The following is a 15,981-nucleotide window of genomic DNA, read 5'->3' on the forward strand; positions in this document are numbered from 1 at the left end:
GAAGAGCTTAAGCCGCTCGGGCTTCGGCAGCGCCCAGGACCAACGCCGCCACGTCCACCAGCAGGAGCGCGCCTTCTTCGGTCTCCACCATCCCGACGGACACACGTTCCCAGCCCGGCCCCATGGCAGCGCGAACGGGGGACGGATCGGAAAGCGCCTCCACCACGTCTTCGACGCTGTCGACGATCAGGGCATAATGGTGGCCGTCCACTTCGACGACCGCCGCTTCGACCAGGCCCTCGGTCCGGCTCACGCCCAGTTCAAGGCTTCGCATGCAGTCGATCACCGTCAACACCCGGCTCCGAAGAGCGGACAGGCCGGCGACATGGGGAACCGCGCGCGGCACGGGGATCAGCGTGTCCAGCTCGACGACGCTCTCCACCGCAGCTGCCGGAAGAGCCACGCGCTGCTCCGCGATCGTCACAATCAGCAGGAGTTCGTTCACTTGACCCCTCCAGCGGCAGTCTTGAGCGCCATCATCAGCCCGGCGCGATCATAGCGATAGATGCTGCGCGGATCGGCGTCGGCCGCCTCCGGATTGCTGCGCAGCCACAAGGTTCGCTCCGCCTCCTGCGCCGGCGGCTCGCCCGGATCGGATGCGATGATGAGGTCCGCTTCGACGTCCCCCTCCCCGCTCACGACCACGTAGCCGGCAGCTTCGACGATGGGCCGGAGCATGTGCTGCATCCAGGCGTCGCCTTCGGGCAGGCGACAGACCGGCTGCCGGCCGGATGCAATTGCCGGATTGCTGAACCTCGCGAACAGCCAGTGCGCGTCGATCAGCTCGGCCGGCTGACCATCGATCAGCGTGACGCCCTGAACCAGCCCCGGCGACTGCGCCGGAATGACCTCGGCCGCGATCTGCGACAGATCGATGACCTCACGGAAGGCCAGCCCGATCTCCATCATCCCATCGTTGAGGCGGAAGATCCGCGTCTTCTCGCCAGGGGGTGGCGGTGTTTCCATTCCGGCCAGGGGAAGGATCGCTTCACCCAACTGAACCCGCAGCTGACCCGCGCCGATCTGGATCGCCTCGGACGGCACCTCCTCGATCCGGTCGACGACGGCCAGGCGAATGGCACGGCGTGCCCCATCCAGGCTGCGGAACAGCAGCACGGACACCCCGGGCTTGACCGAGGCTCCACTCTCCTCCGCGACGCGGCTGCTGCGTTCCTGAGCCTCCAGCCGCACACCCCCGACACGGGCAAGGCCTGCCGGGTCGAACAGCAGGATCGGCGACCCGTCGTCGGCGAGCGTCGTTCCGGCATAAAGCCCCGTTGCCATCACCGCCGGCGCGGCTGGCTTGACCACCAGTTCTTCGTGGTCATGCACCCTATCCACGGCCAGCGCATAGACGTCCCCACCCGCAGGCTTCAGCACGATCAGCGTGCGCTCTTCATCGGACAGCGGGCTCGGCAGGCCGAGCACGTCCGCCAGCGCGATCTCCGGAACGCGACGGCCCCGGATCGTCGCAACCCCCGCCCCGCCGATGCGTGACAGGGCGACACTCTCCCCGTTCGCGCGAACGATCTCCTCGATCGCCGAGCGCGGGATCGCGAAATGCTGGTTGCCGATAGAGACGGTCAGCGCCGGAATGATCGTCAGCGTCAGCGGCACGCGCAAGGTCATGCGAGTGCCCTGTCCCGGCCTCGACTCCAGCTCGACGATGCCGCCGATGCGTTCGACGTTGGAACGCACCACGTCCATGCCGACGCCCCGCCCCGAGATCTGGGTCACCCGCTGCGCAGTCGACAGGCCGGGCTCGAAGATCAGCTGCAGCCGCTCCTTGGCCGTCAGCTTGGCCGCGTCCGCAGCCTCGAGGATGCCGGCCGCGACCGCCTTCTCGACCAGCTTCTTGCCATCGATCCCGCGGCCGTCGTCGGCGATGTCGATGAGGATCTGGTTGCCGGACTGGCGAGCGGAAACGCTCAGCATCCCGATCTCGCGCTTGCCGGCCTTTAGCCGGTCCACCGGCTTCTCGATGCCATGGTCCACCGCATTGCGCACGATGTGGGTGAGCGGATCACGGATCATCTCGATCATCTCGCGGTCCAGCTCGACGTCGCCGCCGTCGATGTCGACCAGCACCTGCTTGTCCAGCTCTCCACACAAGTCCCGGACCATCCGCGGCAGGCCGACGAACAGGTTCTCGATCCGCTGCATCCGCGTGCGGGTGATCGCATCGCGCATCTCCGCGATGATACCGCTCAGCCGCTCGAACGCTCCGTCCACCGCCACGTCGGAATTCCCGTCGCGCAGCCGGCGGGCGAGTTCGTTGCGCGCCAGCACCATGTCGGAGACGCCGCTCATTACGCGGTCCAGCAACTCGACCGAAAGGCGGATGGTACGCGGGGCAGCGGCCTGGGCACCCTTCGCCGTGTCCCCGACCACGGGAGCGGCAGGCGCTTGGGCAGCCTCCGCCCCTTCGGCTAGCGCCTCGATCAGGGCGCTGTCGTCTCCCTCCGGCAGCTTTTCGCCCCTGGCGATGACATCCACCATCTCGCCGATCCGGTCGATAATCGCGAGCACGGCACTGACCAGGGGCGCATCGGCGCGCCGGCGGCCCGCGCGCACATCGGCCAGGGCATCCTCGGCCGCATGACTCAGCTGCTCAAGCCGAGGGAAGTCGAAGAAGCCGCAATTGCCTTTGACGGTATGCACGAACCGGAAAATGTTATCGAGCCGCGCCCGGTCGTCCGGTTGCGCTTCCCAGGCGACGATCTCACCGCCCAGGCTCTCGAGCATTTCCCGGCATTCGGCGACAAAATCGGCAATCAGATCGTCCATCGGCCCCAACCCGGCTGCAGTTGCAAGCGGAGTAGCGGGGCAGAAGTTAAGGCGGCGTTATCCTTGCCGCTTCGGAAGATCGGCACCGATCAGAAGGACCTGCTCCTCGGGACCGGCAACCTTGATCGATCCTCCTGCGCCTGCCGCCAGGCTATGGGCGAGCCAGGCGCCGGCCGCTCGGGGCTCAATCGTTCCTGCTGACGATCCGCGCTGGAGGGTTTCGCGCAAGCTCGGGTCGAGCAGCAGCCGAGGCCCCTCGGCCCGGATCACCAGCTCAATGCCCCTGTCCGATCGCTCCGTCCCGATGTCCAGGCGGCCGCCTCGGACCAAGGCATCTCCGGCGATCAGCGCCAGGTTCAGCAGCAGCTTGATGGCATCCTTGGGCAGCCGCTCATCGGCCACCAGCCACCCCAGCTCGATTTTCTTCTCCCCCCCGAACAGCCCCTCGAGGGCGCTGCGGGCCTCCCGGGTGTCGATCTCCTCGCCGAAACCGCCGGCTGCTCCGAACGCCAGCCGAAAGAACTTGAGCTTGTTGGCGGACGCCCGCGCGCTCTCGCTGAGCAACTCTAGACAGCGCTCCCGCATGTCCGGGTCCTGCTCATCGGCCAGCAGTTCGATGCCATTGTTCAGCGCCCCGACCGGGGACAGCAGGTCATGGCACAAGCGGGAGCAAAGCAGACTGGCGAGATCGATCGCGTTCATGCGCGCGTTGGTGGAGGATTAGGACTCTGCGTGCAAGCCCGGGAACCATCTTGAAAGCGTCGGCGATCTCCCCATCTCTCCCTCTCATGGCCGGGGGGCAACAGATCATCGACGTGGCTTTACGGCCGGAGCATGCGGGATGGCGGCTGGACCGCGCGCTTGCCGACTCCATTCCGACGCTCTCGCGGGAACGGCTGAAGGCGCTGGTCCAGTCAGGCGCGCTTGAGCGGAACGGCGCCCTGTTTCGCGATCCTAGCCTGAAGGTCCATGGCGGCGAAGCATTCCGACTGTCCGTGCCGGAGCCTGCGCCCGCCCACAATGAGGCGCAGGACATTCCACTCACGATCGTGTTCGAGGACGAACATCTGCTCGTGGTGGACAAGCCGGCCGGGCTGGTCGTCCACCCCGCCGCCGGCAACGCCGACGGAACGCTCGTCAACGCGCTGCTGCACCATTGCGGTGGAGGCCTGTCCGGGATCGGCGGAGTGGCGAGGCCCGGGATCGTGCACCGGATCGACAAGGACACCTCGGGCCTGCTGGTCGTAGCGAAAACCGACGTCGCACATGAAGGGCTCGCCCGGCAGTTCGCGGCCCACAGCATCAACCGTCGTTATCTTGCGGTCGTTGCCGGAGTTCCGACGGAGGCGGAGGGAATTGTGGACGCGCCCCTCGCCCGCTCGGCCACCGACCGCAAGAAGATTGCGATCGTGCGTGGTGACCGGGGGAAGCGCGCGGTGACTCACTGGCGGCGGCTGAAGAACTGGCGTGACGCGGCTCTCGTCGAATGCCGGCTGGAGACCGGGCGCACCCATCAGGTTCGGGTGCACATGGCCTCCATCGGCCATCCGCTGCTGGGCGACCCGGTCTATGGTCGGTCTGGCAAGCGCTTGAAAGACGTGCTGAATCGGCTCGGATTCAAGCGGCAGGCGCTTCATGCGGCGGTGCTCGGCTTCACGCACCCCGTAACGAAAGTCCGTCTGTCGTTCGAAAGTGCCGTCCCGGAGGATATGCAGGAACTGTTCACGGCACTTGGTGTATAGGTTTTGGTTCGGCTAGGGACGCTGCTCAAGACGGCCCGGCCCAGAGAGGACGCGAACTCATCATGGCACAGGCGAAGGCAGTATCGATCCCCGCAACCGGCGGTGAGGCAGGCCTCAACCGTTATCTGTCGGAGATCAAGAAGTTCCCGATCCTCGCGCCGGAGGAAGAGTATATGCTCGCCAAGCGTTGGCGCGAGCATAACGATACGGATGCGGCCGCGAAGCTGGTCAACAGCCACCTGCGACTCGTGGCGAAGATCGCCATGGGCTACCGCGGCTATGGCCTGCCCGTCAGCGAACTCATTTCCGAGGGCAACATCGGCCTCATGCAGGGTGTGAAGAAGTTCGAGCCCGACCGGGGTTTCCGCCTGGCGACCTATGCCATGTGGTGGATCCGCGCTTCCATCCAGGAATTCATCCTGCGCTCGTGGAGCCTGGTGAAGATGGGCACCACTGCCGCGCAGAAGAAGCTCTTCTTCAACCTGCGCCGGATGAAGAACCAGATTGACGCCTTCGAGGAAGGCGACCTCAAGCCCGAGGACGTAACCAAGATCGCTACCGATCTCGGCGTCACCGAGGACGAGGTCGTGTCCATGAACCGCCGCATGGCGATGGGCGGCGACACCTCCCTCAACGCTCCGCTCAAGGGCGACGAGGGCGCGGAAAGCCAGTGGCAGGACTTCCTGGTCGATAACGGCCCGCTCCAGGACGAGATCGTCGCGGAGGACGAGGAGCGCCGCGTCCGGCACGAACTGCTCCAGCACGCGATGGAGTCGCTCAACGACCGGGAAAAGCACATCCTGATGGAACGCCGCCTGGCTGACGAGCCGAAGACCCTGGAAGAACTCAGCCAGGTCTACAACGTCAGCCGGGAGCGCATTCGCCAGATTGAGGTCCGGGCCTTTGAGAAGCTGCAGGCCGCGCTCCTGCGCAATGCTGGCGAGCGGAAGCTGCTCCCGGCCGCCTGAGTTCTCGATTTGGCAAGAGATTCCGCTCGTCCCGAGCGGACCCCGGACTTGATCCGGGGGAAGTCGAGGGGCGTTTGCGTGAGCCAGCGCCCTTCGAATACGGCTTTTTGAGCCTCCGCCCAGGACGAGCGGTTGCTCCCGCGATGACGCTCCTCTCACCCCTCTTCCGGTTCCTCTACACCATCGAAGTCCCACGCGACCCCACCACGCGCCGCCCGCTTCAGACCGGAGTGGTTCCCTGGCGGCCAACATCAAGCGGCGTCGAAGTCCTCCTCGTCACCAGCCGCTCGTCCGGTAAATGGATCATCCCAAAAGGCTGGCCCATGCTCTTCCGCACCTTGGCCGACGCGGCCGCCTGCGAGGCCTATGAGGAAGCCGGCATTCGCGGTCGCACCTCGGTCGAACCTCTCGGTCGCATCGACGCACCGAAGACCTACCGTTTTGCCGGCACCATCGACTGGTTGCTGGTGGTCCATGCTATGCAGGTCACGGAAGAACTCTCCGCCTGGCCCGAGCAGCACCAGCGCCGCCGCGAATGGCTCAGCATCGACGAAGCCGCGAAGCGCATACGGCCGAAGGCGCTCGCCCCGCTGATCCGCGCCCTGCCGAGTTTAGTCGCGCCGCAGCAACGCTAGGCCCGCCGCTGTCGCCAGCAGCGCCGCGCCCGTCCCCGCCTTGCCCTTCTTGCGCAGGAACCCGAGCCCGAACGTCGCCAGCGCCGAGCTGATCATCCCGATCTTCTTCGCCCCGACCAGACGGTCCACCCGGTTCGCGACCCGGGAGACAAGATAGGGATGCTCACCGCCTTGCTCCTCCCTGTCGTGCCCACGACGGGGAGACGGCAGCGCGCCAGCGGCGGCTCGGCCCGCGCGCCCCGCCCCCACATTCTGCTCCGGTGTCGCCCCAGCCTGCGCCGGCTTGTCCGCATCCGTCTCACCGGCCGCCACATGGTCCGCCGACCAGGCGCCCCGGGCACCCAGCGGCTTGTCGCTCGGCTGGGCGGTCGTATCCTTCGCCGTCTGATGCTCGATCTCGCTGTTGAGCTCGGCGGCGAACAGCAGCACGTAGCTCGACAGGTACAGCCAGGTGAGCAGCACCACGATCGCACTCAGCGAGCCGTAGGTCGCGCCATAGTTGCCGAAATTCGACACGTAGAAGCCGAAGCCCAGCGTCAGCAGGATCCATGCCGCCGCGAAGATGATCGAGCCCGGCGTCAGCCAGGTCCACTTGGCCTTCTCGCGCGAAGGTCCGTACCGGAACAGCGTCGCCGCCGCAGCCGCTGCCGCCGCCCCCAGGAGCACGTAGGTCACGATCCGCCAGAACAGCGCACCGATCGGTCCCATGTCCGGGAACAGGTGCTGGATGTAGCCCAGCACCGCCATCGCCGCACCGGCCAACAGCGCCAGCAGCACCGCGCCAACCGTCATGCCGATCGCCAGGAGGTTCGTCTTGATGAACCCGCGCTTCTCTTCCTCTTCATAGGCGATGTTGAGCGCGGTCACGACGGAGCTCGCAGCGTTCCGCGCCCCCCAGATCGCAACGGCCAGCGCGATGACCAGCCCCAGCCCTTTCTTCCCGCCCGAGGTCTGCACCACGTTGATCAGCTGCTCGCTGATCAGCTGCCCACCTTCGCCCGGCACCATGCTGGTGATCGACCCCGCATGCCGGAGCACCGTCTGGGGCTCCACGAACAATCCGTACGTCAGGACGATGGCGCCCAGCAGCGGCACCAGGGCGAGGAAGCCGTAGAAGGCAACGCCCGCCGCCACGATCCCGATATTGTCCTTGCCACCCTCCTTCCACGTCCGAAGCGCGATCTCCTTCCAGCCCTGCGCCGGAATCTCGGTCGGCTTGTCGGCATTCTGGCCGCTTTCCAGCGGCCGGGTTCGGGTGGGCGGCGGTAGCCATGGACGCATTCACTCCTTTGCGCGCCCAACTGCCCGGAAGTCAGGGCGTTCCCCTCTTGCCAACTCCGGCGAACAGTCCGACGCTCCTGTTGTCAGTGGCGCGTTGAGGCGCCTTGCCAGCGACTCGCCGCCCGAACTTCGGACGAAGGAGAGTCGCATGCGCGAGGCTGTATCTGGCACCCGAGCAATCGCGCTGGTCGGACCGGCCGGCGCGGGAAAGACCTGCCTTGCCGAGGCGCTGCTGTTCGCCGCCGGCACCATCGATCGCCTGGGCTCCACGGGGGCCGGCACCAGCGTCGGCGACCATAGCCCGGAGGCACGGGCCCGTGGTGGCTCGACCGAACTCAATCTCATGCACTTCGACTATCTGGGCGAGAAGTTCGCGTTGATCGACGTGCCCGGCTCCACCGGCTTTGCCGCGGACGGGGCGCGTGCGCTGGCGGTTGCCGACCTCGCCATCGTCGTGGTCGACCCCGATCCGGCTCGCGCTCCCCTCGCCGCTCCGGCCTTGCGCATGTTGGACGAATTAGGCCTGCCTCACGTCGTTTTTGTGAACAGAATCGATCAAGCACGGGGCTCGATACGTGCACTTTTGGGCGCACTTGAGCCACTCAGCGTGTCACCATTGATCGCTCGCCAGATCCCCATTCGCCAAGGCGACAAGGTTACCGGCTTCGTCGACGTCGCCCTGGAACGCGCCTTCCGCTACGTGCCCGGCAAGCCCTCCGAGCGCATCGAGATCCCCACCGAAGTCGCCGAACGCGAGCAGGAGGCCCGCACCCACCTCCTTGAACAGCTCGCCGACCATGACGACGCGCTGCTCGAACAATTGCTGATGGACGAGACGCCCGAACCGCAGGTCGTCTTCGGCGATCTCGCCCGCGAAACTCGCGAAAATCTGGGGGTTCCGGTGCTGTTCGGCTCGGCCGCCAACAGCTGGGGCGTGCGCCGGCTCCTCAAGGCGCTGCGCCACGAAGCACCCGGCCCGGACAGCACCGCCACCCGGCTCGGCGTCACCAATTCCGCGCTGTTCGCCTTCAAGGTCAGCCACGGCAGCAACATGGGCCGGGTCGCCTTCGCCCGCCTACTCGGTGGCAACATGGCCGAAGGGGCCGAGGTCCACGACGCCGACGGCCGCACGACGCGGCTAGGCGCGCTCTTCGCCGTGCAGGGCGAGAAGATGACCAAGCTCGCCAGGGCTGACGACGGCGACGTGCTGGCGCTTGCCAAGCTCGACAGCGTCAAGGCGGGGCAATGGCTCGGCGCCGGTACCCTCCCGCCCCCGCCGGACGTGCCCATGCCCGCCCTCAACTGCGCCATTGCGATAGAGCCCGCCGACCGCAAGGACGACGTGAAGATGTCCGGTGCTCTCGCCAAGCTGCTGGAGGAGGACCCCTCGCTCAAGCTCGAGCAGGACGAGGCCAACCACGAGATCCGGCTACGGGGCGTCAATGACGAGCAGCTGCAGAACGTCATTTCCAAGCTGAAGCGCCGCTACGGCGTGGAGGTGCGTCACCGCTCGCCCACGATCGGCTATCGCGAGTCCATCCGTCGTTCGGTGACCCAGCGCGGCCGCCACAAGAAGCAGTCGGGCGGCCACGGCCAGTTCGGGGACGTGGTGATTGAAGTGCGGCCGCTCGGACGCGGCGAAGGCTTCCAGTTCGACGAGAAGATCCACGGCGGCGCCATCCCGCGGCAGTACATTCCCGCGGTGGAGCAGGGCATCCGCGACGCCCTGCTGAAAGGGCCGCTCGGCTTCCGGGTGGTCGACGTGGCAGTCACCGTGACCGACGGCAGCTACCATAGCGTCGACAGCTCGGAGATCGCCTTCCGCACCGCCGGCCGCATCGCCATGCAGGAGGCGCTCGCCGCCGCGCAGCCGCACCTGCTGGAACCGGTGCACCGGGTGACGGTGGTCTCCCCGACCTCTGCCACCAGCCGCGTCAGCTCGGCCGTGGCGTCCCGCCGCGGGCAGATGCTCGGCATGGGACCGCGCGACGGCTGGACCGGCTGGGACCGGGTGGAGGCGCTGATCCCCGAAGCGGAACTCAGCGGCCTCGAGGCAGAGCTGCGTTCGCTCAGCCAGGGCCTGGCCACATACGAGGCCGCGTTCGACCACCTGGCCGAGCTGAACGGCACGCTGGCCGAGAAAGTGATCAAGCAGCGCGAGCCGGAGCACGCCTGAAAGCCGCCGTCATTGCGAGCGAAGCGAAGCAATCCAGCAGCCCCCTGGATTGCTTCGTCGCTGTGCTCCTCGCGATGACGAACGGGGTCACAGTCCAGCGACCGTCGCGATCGGCGCCCAGTCACCCGTCCCGTGCCGCTGCCCGAAGTCGCTCGGGAAAGGCTCGCCGGCATGGACACCGCTGGTGACGTAGACCGCGTCTATGCCCTGCAGCGCCGCGCCGAGCATGTCGGTGTGCAGCCCGTCCCCGACCGCCAGCACCTCGCTCTTGTCCGGGTAACCCGCCAGGCGGAACGCCTCGCGATAGACCTCGGGGTAAGGCTTGCCATACCAGTGTACCGTCCCACTGAGCCGCTGATACTCGTCGGCCACCGCCCCTGCACACACCATTCGCTGGCGGCCGTGGATAACGATGCGGTCGGGGTTGAGACAGTGAAGGACAACCCCCTGCGCTGCCCACTCCCGCAGCTCGCCAGCAAAGTCGGCAACCTCCGGCCGCTCCTCGGTCAAACCCGCGCAGGCGACCTCGTCGAAGCCGTCGTCGATCAGCGTCAGCCCGCGCTCCACCAGGTCTGCCCGGTCTGCCTCCGTGCCCATGAAGCCGACAGGCCGCCCGCGCAGCTCGGCGACGCCCGCCTCTCCGGCGGTCATCACGCCGTCGAACAGCTCTGCCGGGACTCCAAAGCGGACCAGTTCGCGCGAAACGATGCCGGGGCTGCGCGGAGCATTGGTCAGGAACAGCACCGTCCGCCCCTCTCCCTTCCACCGCCGCAGCCGCTCGATCACGCCGGGAAACAGGGTGTAGCCGTCGTGCACTACCCCCCACAGATCGCACAGGATGACGCGATAGCGGCGCGGAAGGTCGGGAAAGCTCTGCATACCGGTGTCCCATGCCGCGAGGGTTGACGCCTGTCGAGCTAAGCGCCACCCCGGCGCCAAAGCTTAGGGGAAGAACACAAGATGGACGAAGTGCAGGCGAAGGGCCTCGGCCTGCAATGGCAGATGCTGATCGGCTTCGTTGTCGGCCTCGCGGCAGGCCTGATCGCCAATGCGGCCGGCGGCGGTGACGCCGCGTGGGTGGAGTTCCTGACAACCTACATTACGGGTCCAATCGGGCAGATCTTCCTCCGTCTGCTGTTCATGCTCGTCATCCCGCTCCTGTTCTCGGCCCTGGTCGTCGGTATCGCCGAAATGGGCGACATCCAGGCGCTCAAGCGGGTCGGCTTGCGTACCCTGTTCTTCACCGTCCTCGTCTCTGCGCTCGGCGTGGTGATAGCACTCACTTATGCCAACGTGCTCAAGCCCGGCGTCGGCTTTGATCAGGCGCTCGTTGCCGAACAGATGGCGGGAGCACGGGAGCGCGCGGGAGCGATCCTCTCCAGCCAGGCCGACAAGCCTACGGGCGTCGACGCCGTGCTGGCGATCATTCCGTCCAACGTCATCACCGCGATGAGCCAGAACGACATTCTGGCGGTAATGTTCTTTGCGCTGATCTTTGGCATCGGTCTGCTGATCACCAACAGTCGGCCCGCCGAGCAGCTGCAGAGCGCGATCGAGGGCGTGTTTCACGTCACCATGCGGCTGATCAGCCTGATCATCCGTGCCGCACCGATCGCGGTCGCGTGCTTCATGTTCAACCTGGCGGCAGTCTTCGGCTGGGACCTTCTGATCCGCCTGGCCATCTATGTCGGCGTCGTGCTGCTGGCGCTCGGCACCCACATGTTCGTGGTCTATCCCATCCTGCTGCGGCTGTTCGGCGGCGTCTCCCCGATCTGGTTCTTCCGGCAGAGCCAGGAGGCGATGGTGATGGCCTTCTCCACCGCATCGTCGAACGCGACACTTCCGACCGCGTTGCGGGTTGCCGAACAGAAGCTGCACCTGCCGCCTCGGATCGCCCGATTCGTTCTCACAATCGGCGCGACGGCCAACCAGAACGGCACGGCCATTTTCGAGGGCGTGACGGTTCTCTTCCTGGCGCAGATCTTCGGCGTGGACCTCAGTCTGGGGCAACAGGCCGTCGTGCTGATGATCTGCATTCTCGGCGGGATCGGCACAGCCGGAGTGCCCGCAGGCTCCTTGCCGGTCGTTGCGCTGATCCTCGGCATGATCGGAGTGCCGCCGGAGGGCATCGGCCTGGTGCTCGGCGTAGACCGGTTCCTCGACATGTGCCGCACCACGCTGAACGTCACCGGCGACCTGACGCTCGCAACACTGGTTTCCCGAGGTGAGTCCACCCCGGGCGAAGCGGCCGACGACCGGCCCGACCTCCCGCCTCAGCCGGTCTAGTCGAAGGGCCGGTCGATCGATGGCGGCGGCGTGGTGAACCACTTCGGCCCGCTCGCCGTCATGAAGAAGCAGTCTTCCAAGCGGACACCGAACTGCCCCGGCAGGTAGATGCCTGGCTCGTTGGAAAAACACATGCCCGGTGCGAGCGGCATCGTCTCCCCGTGGACCAGGTTCACCGGCTCATGCCCTTCCATGCCGATGCCGTGACCAGTGCGGTGGGAAGTGCCCGGCAGTTTGTAGCGCGGCCCATAACCCCAGGCCTCGTACGTCCGCCGCACCGCGTCGTCGACGGACCCTGCAGGCGCTCCGATCTTGGCGGCCGCCATCGCGATGTCCTGCCCGCGCCGGACCTGCTCCCAAACCTTGCGCTGCAGCGGTGTCGGCTCCGCACCCCAGACGAACGTCCGGCTGATGTCCGCCTGATATCCGCGGAAACCGCACCCGCAGTCCATCAGGACGACACTGCCGTGTTTCACCTGCTGCGGCTTGCCCGAGCCGTGCGGCAGCGCGGACGCCTCGTCGATCAGCACAAGGCTCCAGGGCTCTTCTCCACCAAGCGCAGAGACATTCTTTTCGAAGCGCTGGCCGATCTCAGCGTTGGACATTCCCTCACGCACCTCGGCGTGAGTCTGTTGGAGCGCATCTCGAGTGATGTTGGCGGCATGCTGCATCAGGGCAAGCTCCGCCGGCGACTTGATCATGCGGGCGGCCCGGACCACCGGGTTTCCGCTGACCACCCGAGCATTCGGAAGCGCCTGCTTCAGCCGATCGAGGATGAAGTAGCGGTTCGTTTCTTCGAGCGCGATTGGCGCGGTGGCAAGGCCTCCTGCGGCAAGGAAAGCCGCAACCAGCCTCAGCGGGTCCTCGTCTTCCTCCCACGTGCGGATTTCGGCCGAAACATCCAGCGTCTCTTCGACGCTGGGCCGCTCAAAGAACGGCGTGATCACGAGCGGATTGCCACGGACCGGGATCAGCACTCCCGTCACCCGCTCGCTCCGCCACCAGCGAATACCGGTGAAATAGTCGAGACTGGGGCCAGACTCGATGAAGGTGGCGCCGATACCATGCTCGGCCATCAGAGCGCGCGCTCGACCAAGCCTTGCCAGCCGCTCTTCCCGGCTGATCGGCGCTGGCGGGGACCCGGCCGGCATAGGTGAGCGCGTGACCGCTTCCTGCAGAACAGCTGCCGTGACACTCGGCCCAGTGACAAACGACACAGCGGCTCCGGCCAGTGCGCCACCCATTAGGCCACGCCGGCTGAATTCACGCGAAATCATACTTTCCCCCGACCTTCAGCGCGGCCTTGTAGGCAGGCCTCGCATGGATGCGCTCCAGCCAGTCCCAGAGGTGGTGATATTCAGGTGTCAGGCCCGCCCGCTGCTTCGCCGCCTCCAGCGGGAAGCTCATCATGATGTCGGCTGCGGTCAGCTCCTGGCCGGCAAAGTAGGGTCGGCCACTCAATTCCGCGTCGCACCATTCCAGATGCCGGTGGAACATGGAGAGCAAGGGCTTGCGCGCGGGACGGCCGAGCAATCCCAGGCGGCGAACCACCAGCAGCGCGAGCAACGGCGGCATCAGCGACCCTTCCGCGTAATGGAGGAACGTACGGTAGCGAAGCGTGCCGCATTGATCGGCTGGCGCGCCAAGCCGGCCACCAGCCTTCTCGACCAGATACTCCACGATCGCTCCGCTTTCGGCGATCACCAGCTTGTCGTCCTGGATCACCGGAGACTTGCCGAGCGGATGCACCCGCCGCAGCTCCGGCGGCGCCAGCATGGTGCGGGGGCACCGCGCGTAGCGTTTCACCGTGTAGGGAAGCCCGAGTTCCTCCAGCAACCAGAGGATGCGCTGGGAGCGACTATTCTCGAGATGGTGGACAATAATCATCAGCGGCTTCCTTGTGCCGCAAGCGCGGCCAGTTCCTTGACTAGCTTCGCCGCAAGCGTTGCCGTCATCCCGTTGATATCGCGAGATGGATTCAGCTCAACCACGTCCGCGCCCACGATGGGAGTCCGTATCCTGCGTATTACCCGCAAGACTTCGCGGGTCGTCATGCCCCCCGGTTCGTGATGCGAAACTCCCGGCGCGTAAGCCGGATCGATTCCGTCAAGATCGATGCTGATGTAGAGGGGCGCTTCCGGGATAGCGACGTCATCGGGAGAAAAATCGCGCATCTCCACGATTTCGACCTTGTAGCGCCCGGCTTGCTCCCGACAGTGAGAATTCAGGGTCCGGATGCCGACCTGAACCAGCCGCTTCGCCAATCTGTGTTCCATGATCCGGGCAAAAGGCGAGGCATGGCTCAGCGGATCGCCGTCGAAGTCCTCGTAGAGGTCCGGATGCGCGTCGAAGTGCAGGATGTTCACCGGTCCATGGACTTTCGCGACACCCGCGACGGCAGGGTAGGTCACCATGTGGTCGCCCCCCAAACAAATGGGCACGTGACCGTCAGCCGCAGCATCTTCCACGGCCCTGCGAATGCGCTCGACGTCCGTGGCGCCGCCGTCAAGAGCAACGTCGCCACCGTCCTCGAGAGCGATGTCCCGTCCAAGCTCCAGCCCATCCTCCGTAGCCATGTTGCTGTGATCACTGCGTAGCGCCCGACGAATGGCATCGGGACCTTCGGCGGCCCCGCGGAGGAAGGAGCTATGATGATCAGTCGGAAGACCGATCAGCTTCACGCTGGCGCGAATAGGAAGGATGGATCCCTCGTCCGGTTGCGATTGGTTCGGAACAAGTGTTGCACGCAGCGCTTAGAGACGCCAGCACCCAGCCATGCCCTTCACCTCTCGCCACCTGCCCGGTTCCGGGCCGCGCCCTGGATCGCGTGAAACCGTCGCCCTGCTAGCAGGGCTGATGGCGCTGAATGCTTTTGCGATCGACGCCATGATTCCTGCCTTGCCGGCAATCGGCGCCGATCTGGGCGTCGCCGACGATAACCGTCGTCAGTTGGTGGTGGTCGCCTACATGTTTGGCTTCGGGTCTACCCAGCTGATCTGGGGACCGCTTGCGGATCGCTTCGGGCGCAAGCCGATCCTCGCGGCCGGCATCGGCCTCTACGCGGTGTTTGCGACCTTATGCGCGCTGGCCTGGACCTTTCCACTCCTGGTCCTTGCCCGCGCCCTCCAGGGCGCCTCTGCTGCGGTCACGCGTGTCCTCGTCGTCGCAATGGTCCGCGATCTGTTCGAGGGGGAGGCCATGGCAAGGGTGATGAGCCTTGTGTTCATGGTCTTCATGCTCGTGCCTGTTCTTGCGCCCAGTGTTGGGCAGCTGATTCTTCTGGTTGGCGAGTGGGAGGCGATCTTCGGCGTGCTGGCGGCCTATGCGCTGATCATGCTGCTCTGGTCATTGCGGCGTCTGCCCGAAACGCTCCATCCCGAGTATCGCAGGAGCCTGTCCTTTCGCGACATCGGACAGGCGATGCGGCTGACGCTGACGGAGCGGCAGTCGCTTGGCTATACCCTGGCGCTGACCGCGGTGTTCGGTGGTCTCACCGCCTATATTGCGTCCATTCAGCAGATCGTGTTCGACGTGTTCGATGCGCCAGCAGCGATCGGCCTGGTGTTCGCCGCCGTTGCTGCTCCCATGGCAGTGGCGTCGTTCATCAACAGCCGCGTGGTCGGGATCTTCGGTTTACGGCGCGTCGGCCACGCGGGAACATTCGCGTTCGCCATTGTCACGGTGAGCCACGCTCTGATCGCGACGGCTTCGGGGGAACCGCTATGGCTCTTCACCCTGATGCAGGCACTGGCGATGTTCACATTCGCCTTCTGCTCGTCAAACATGGGAACTCTGGCCATGGAGCGCATGGGGGCCATCGCAGGAACCGCCTCGTCCGTCCAAGGTGTTATCGGAACCATCGGCGGTGCCATGATCGGGCTCGTCATCGGGCAAAGCTTCAATGGCACGCAGCTGCCGTTTCTATGGGGCTTCGCCATCTGCGGAGTGATCAGCGCGGTTCTGGTCGTCGCAACGGAACCGCGCCGCCTGTTGGAACGCATCCCGCCGAAGGTCGCCGGCGAAGAACTCCCAATCGGTTAGCGAACCCCCGGGGGCAAGCTGCGCCGCCTAAGGCTGCTCTGCCCCCAAGTGCGGCCCATCGAATA

14 protein-coding genes are annotated in these 15,981 nt (G+C 66.0%); 6 read left to right on the top strand and 8 right to left on the bottom strand.

Annotation, left to right across the window (positions count from 1 at the left end):
* Positions 1–7: 7 nt before the first annotated feature.
* Genes JT720_RS07835 through JT720_RS07845 form a run of 3 tightly spaced genes read right to left on the bottom strand, consistent with a single transcriptional unit; the run spans position 8 to position 3,489 of the window.
* A complete protein-coding gene (locus tag JT720_RS07835; protein ID WP_205480618.1) occupies positions 8–445 on the bottom strand; it encodes a chemotaxis protein CheW in 438 nt (145 codons plus the stop codon).
* Complete coding sequence (locus tag JT720_RS07840; protein WP_205480620.1) at positions 442–2,787, bottom strand: chemotaxis protein CheA; 2,346 nt, start codon at positions 2,785–2,787, stop codon at positions 442–444. The genes JT720_RS07835 and JT720_RS07840 overlap by 4 nt, the downstream gene beginning before the upstream one ends.
* A 57-nt stretch (positions 2,788–2,844) precedes the next feature.
* Positions 2,845–3,489 (bottom strand): histidine phosphotransferase family protein, encoded by a 645-nt coding sequence (locus tag JT720_RS07845; protein WP_205480622.1) that lies wholly within the window; start codon positions 3,487–3,489, stop codon positions 2,845–2,847.
* An 86-nt stretch (positions 3,490–3,575) separates the two neighbouring features.
* On the opposite strand from JT720_RS07845, the gene JT720_RS07850 reads away from it, so the two are divergent.
* The 3 genes from JT720_RS07850 (at position 3,576) to JT720_RS07860 (ending at position 6,132) form a co-directional block, all read left to right on the top strand.
* Positions 3,576–4,529: an RluA family pseudouridine synthase gene (locus tag JT720_RS07850; protein WP_205480624.1), complete on the top strand. Its 954-nt coding sequence runs from the start codon at positions 3,576–3,578 to the stop codon at positions 4,527–4,529.
* Between the two features lie 62 nt (positions 4,530–4,591).
* Complete coding sequence (rpoH, locus tag JT720_RS07855; RefSeq protein ID WP_205480626.1) at positions 4,592–5,497, top strand: RNA polymerase sigma factor RpoH; 906 nt, start codon at positions 4,592–4,594, stop codon at positions 5,495–5,497.
* 143 nt (positions 5,498–5,640) lie between these two features.
* Complete coding sequence (locus JT720_RS07860) at positions 5,641–6,132, top strand: NUDIX hydrolase (RefSeq protein ID WP_205480628.1); 492 nt, start codon at positions 5,641–5,643, stop codon at positions 6,130–6,132.
* Here JT720_RS07860 and JT720_RS07865 read toward each other — a convergent pair.
* Entirely contained in the window at positions 6,109–7,413 is a 1,305-nt protein-coding gene (locus tag JT720_RS07865) for a YihY/virulence factor BrkB family protein (RefSeq protein ID WP_205480629.1), read from the bottom strand. The two genes, JT720_RS07860 and JT720_RS07865, sit on opposite strands and share 24 nt — an antisense overlap.
* A 148-nt stretch (positions 7,414–7,561) precedes the next feature.
* Between JT720_RS07865 and JT720_RS07870 the strand changes: the two genes are divergently transcribed.
* Positions 7,562–9,589, top strand: coding sequence for an elongation factor G (locus tag JT720_RS07870; RefSeq protein WP_205480630.1), 2,028 nt, complete (start codon positions 7,562–7,564; stop codon positions 9,587–9,589).
* 87 nt (positions 9,590–9,676) lie between these two features.
* Here JT720_RS07870 and JT720_RS07875 read toward each other — a convergent pair whose 3' ends face one another.
* Positions 9,677–10,468 (bottom strand): TIGR01459 family HAD-type hydrolase, encoded by a 792-nt coding sequence (locus JT720_RS07875; RefSeq protein WP_205480631.1) that lies wholly within the window; start codon positions 10,466–10,468, stop codon positions 9,677–9,679.
* 81 nt (positions 10,469–10,549) lie between these two features.
* On the opposite strand from JT720_RS07875, the gene JT720_RS07880 reads away from it, so the two are divergent.
* Positions 10,550–11,875, top strand: coding sequence for a dicarboxylate/amino acid:cation symporter (locus JT720_RS07880; RefSeq protein ID WP_237219836.1), 1,326 nt, complete (start codon positions 10,550–10,552; stop codon positions 11,873–11,875).
* Here the strand turns inward: JT720_RS07880 and JT720_RS07885 are convergent.
* The 3 genes from JT720_RS07885 to speB are packed head-to-tail and all read right to left on the bottom strand — an operon-like array spanning position 11,872 to position 14,556.
* The gene (locus JT720_RS07885) at positions 11,872–13,152 is read right to left on the bottom strand and encodes a M24 family metallopeptidase (protein ID WP_205480632.1); all 1,281 of its coding nucleotides are present in this window, start codon (positions 13,150–13,152) and stop codon (positions 11,872–11,874) included. The genes JT720_RS07880 and JT720_RS07885 overlap by 4 nt on opposite strands.
* Entirely contained in the window at positions 13,139–13,762 is a 624-nt protein-coding gene (locus JT720_RS07890; RefSeq protein ID WP_205480633.1) for a glutathione S-transferase family protein, read from the bottom strand. The genes JT720_RS07885 and JT720_RS07890 overlap by 14 nt, the downstream gene beginning before the upstream one ends.
* A complete protein-coding gene (gene speB / locus JT720_RS07895; RefSeq protein WP_336511968.1) occupies positions 13,762–14,556 on the bottom strand; it encodes an agmatinase in 795 nt (264 codons plus the stop codon). Before speB ends, JT720_RS07890 begins: the two co-directional genes overlap by 1 nt.
* A gap of 94 nt (positions 14,557–14,650) precedes the next feature.
* On the opposite strand from speB, the gene JT720_RS07900 reads away from it, so the two are divergent.
* Entirely contained in the window at positions 14,651–15,916 is a 1,266-nt protein-coding gene (locus JT720_RS07900; protein WP_205480634.1) for a multidrug effflux MFS transporter, read from the top strand.
* The last annotated feature ends 65 nt before the right edge of the window (positions 15,917–15,981 follow it).

Origin of the sequence: Sphingomonas arenae, assembly GCF_016924655.1 — a bacterium.
GTDB classification, from domain to species: Bacteria; Pseudomonadota; Alphaproteobacteria; order Sphingomonadales; family Sphingomonadaceae; genus Sphingomicrobium; species Sphingomicrobium arenae.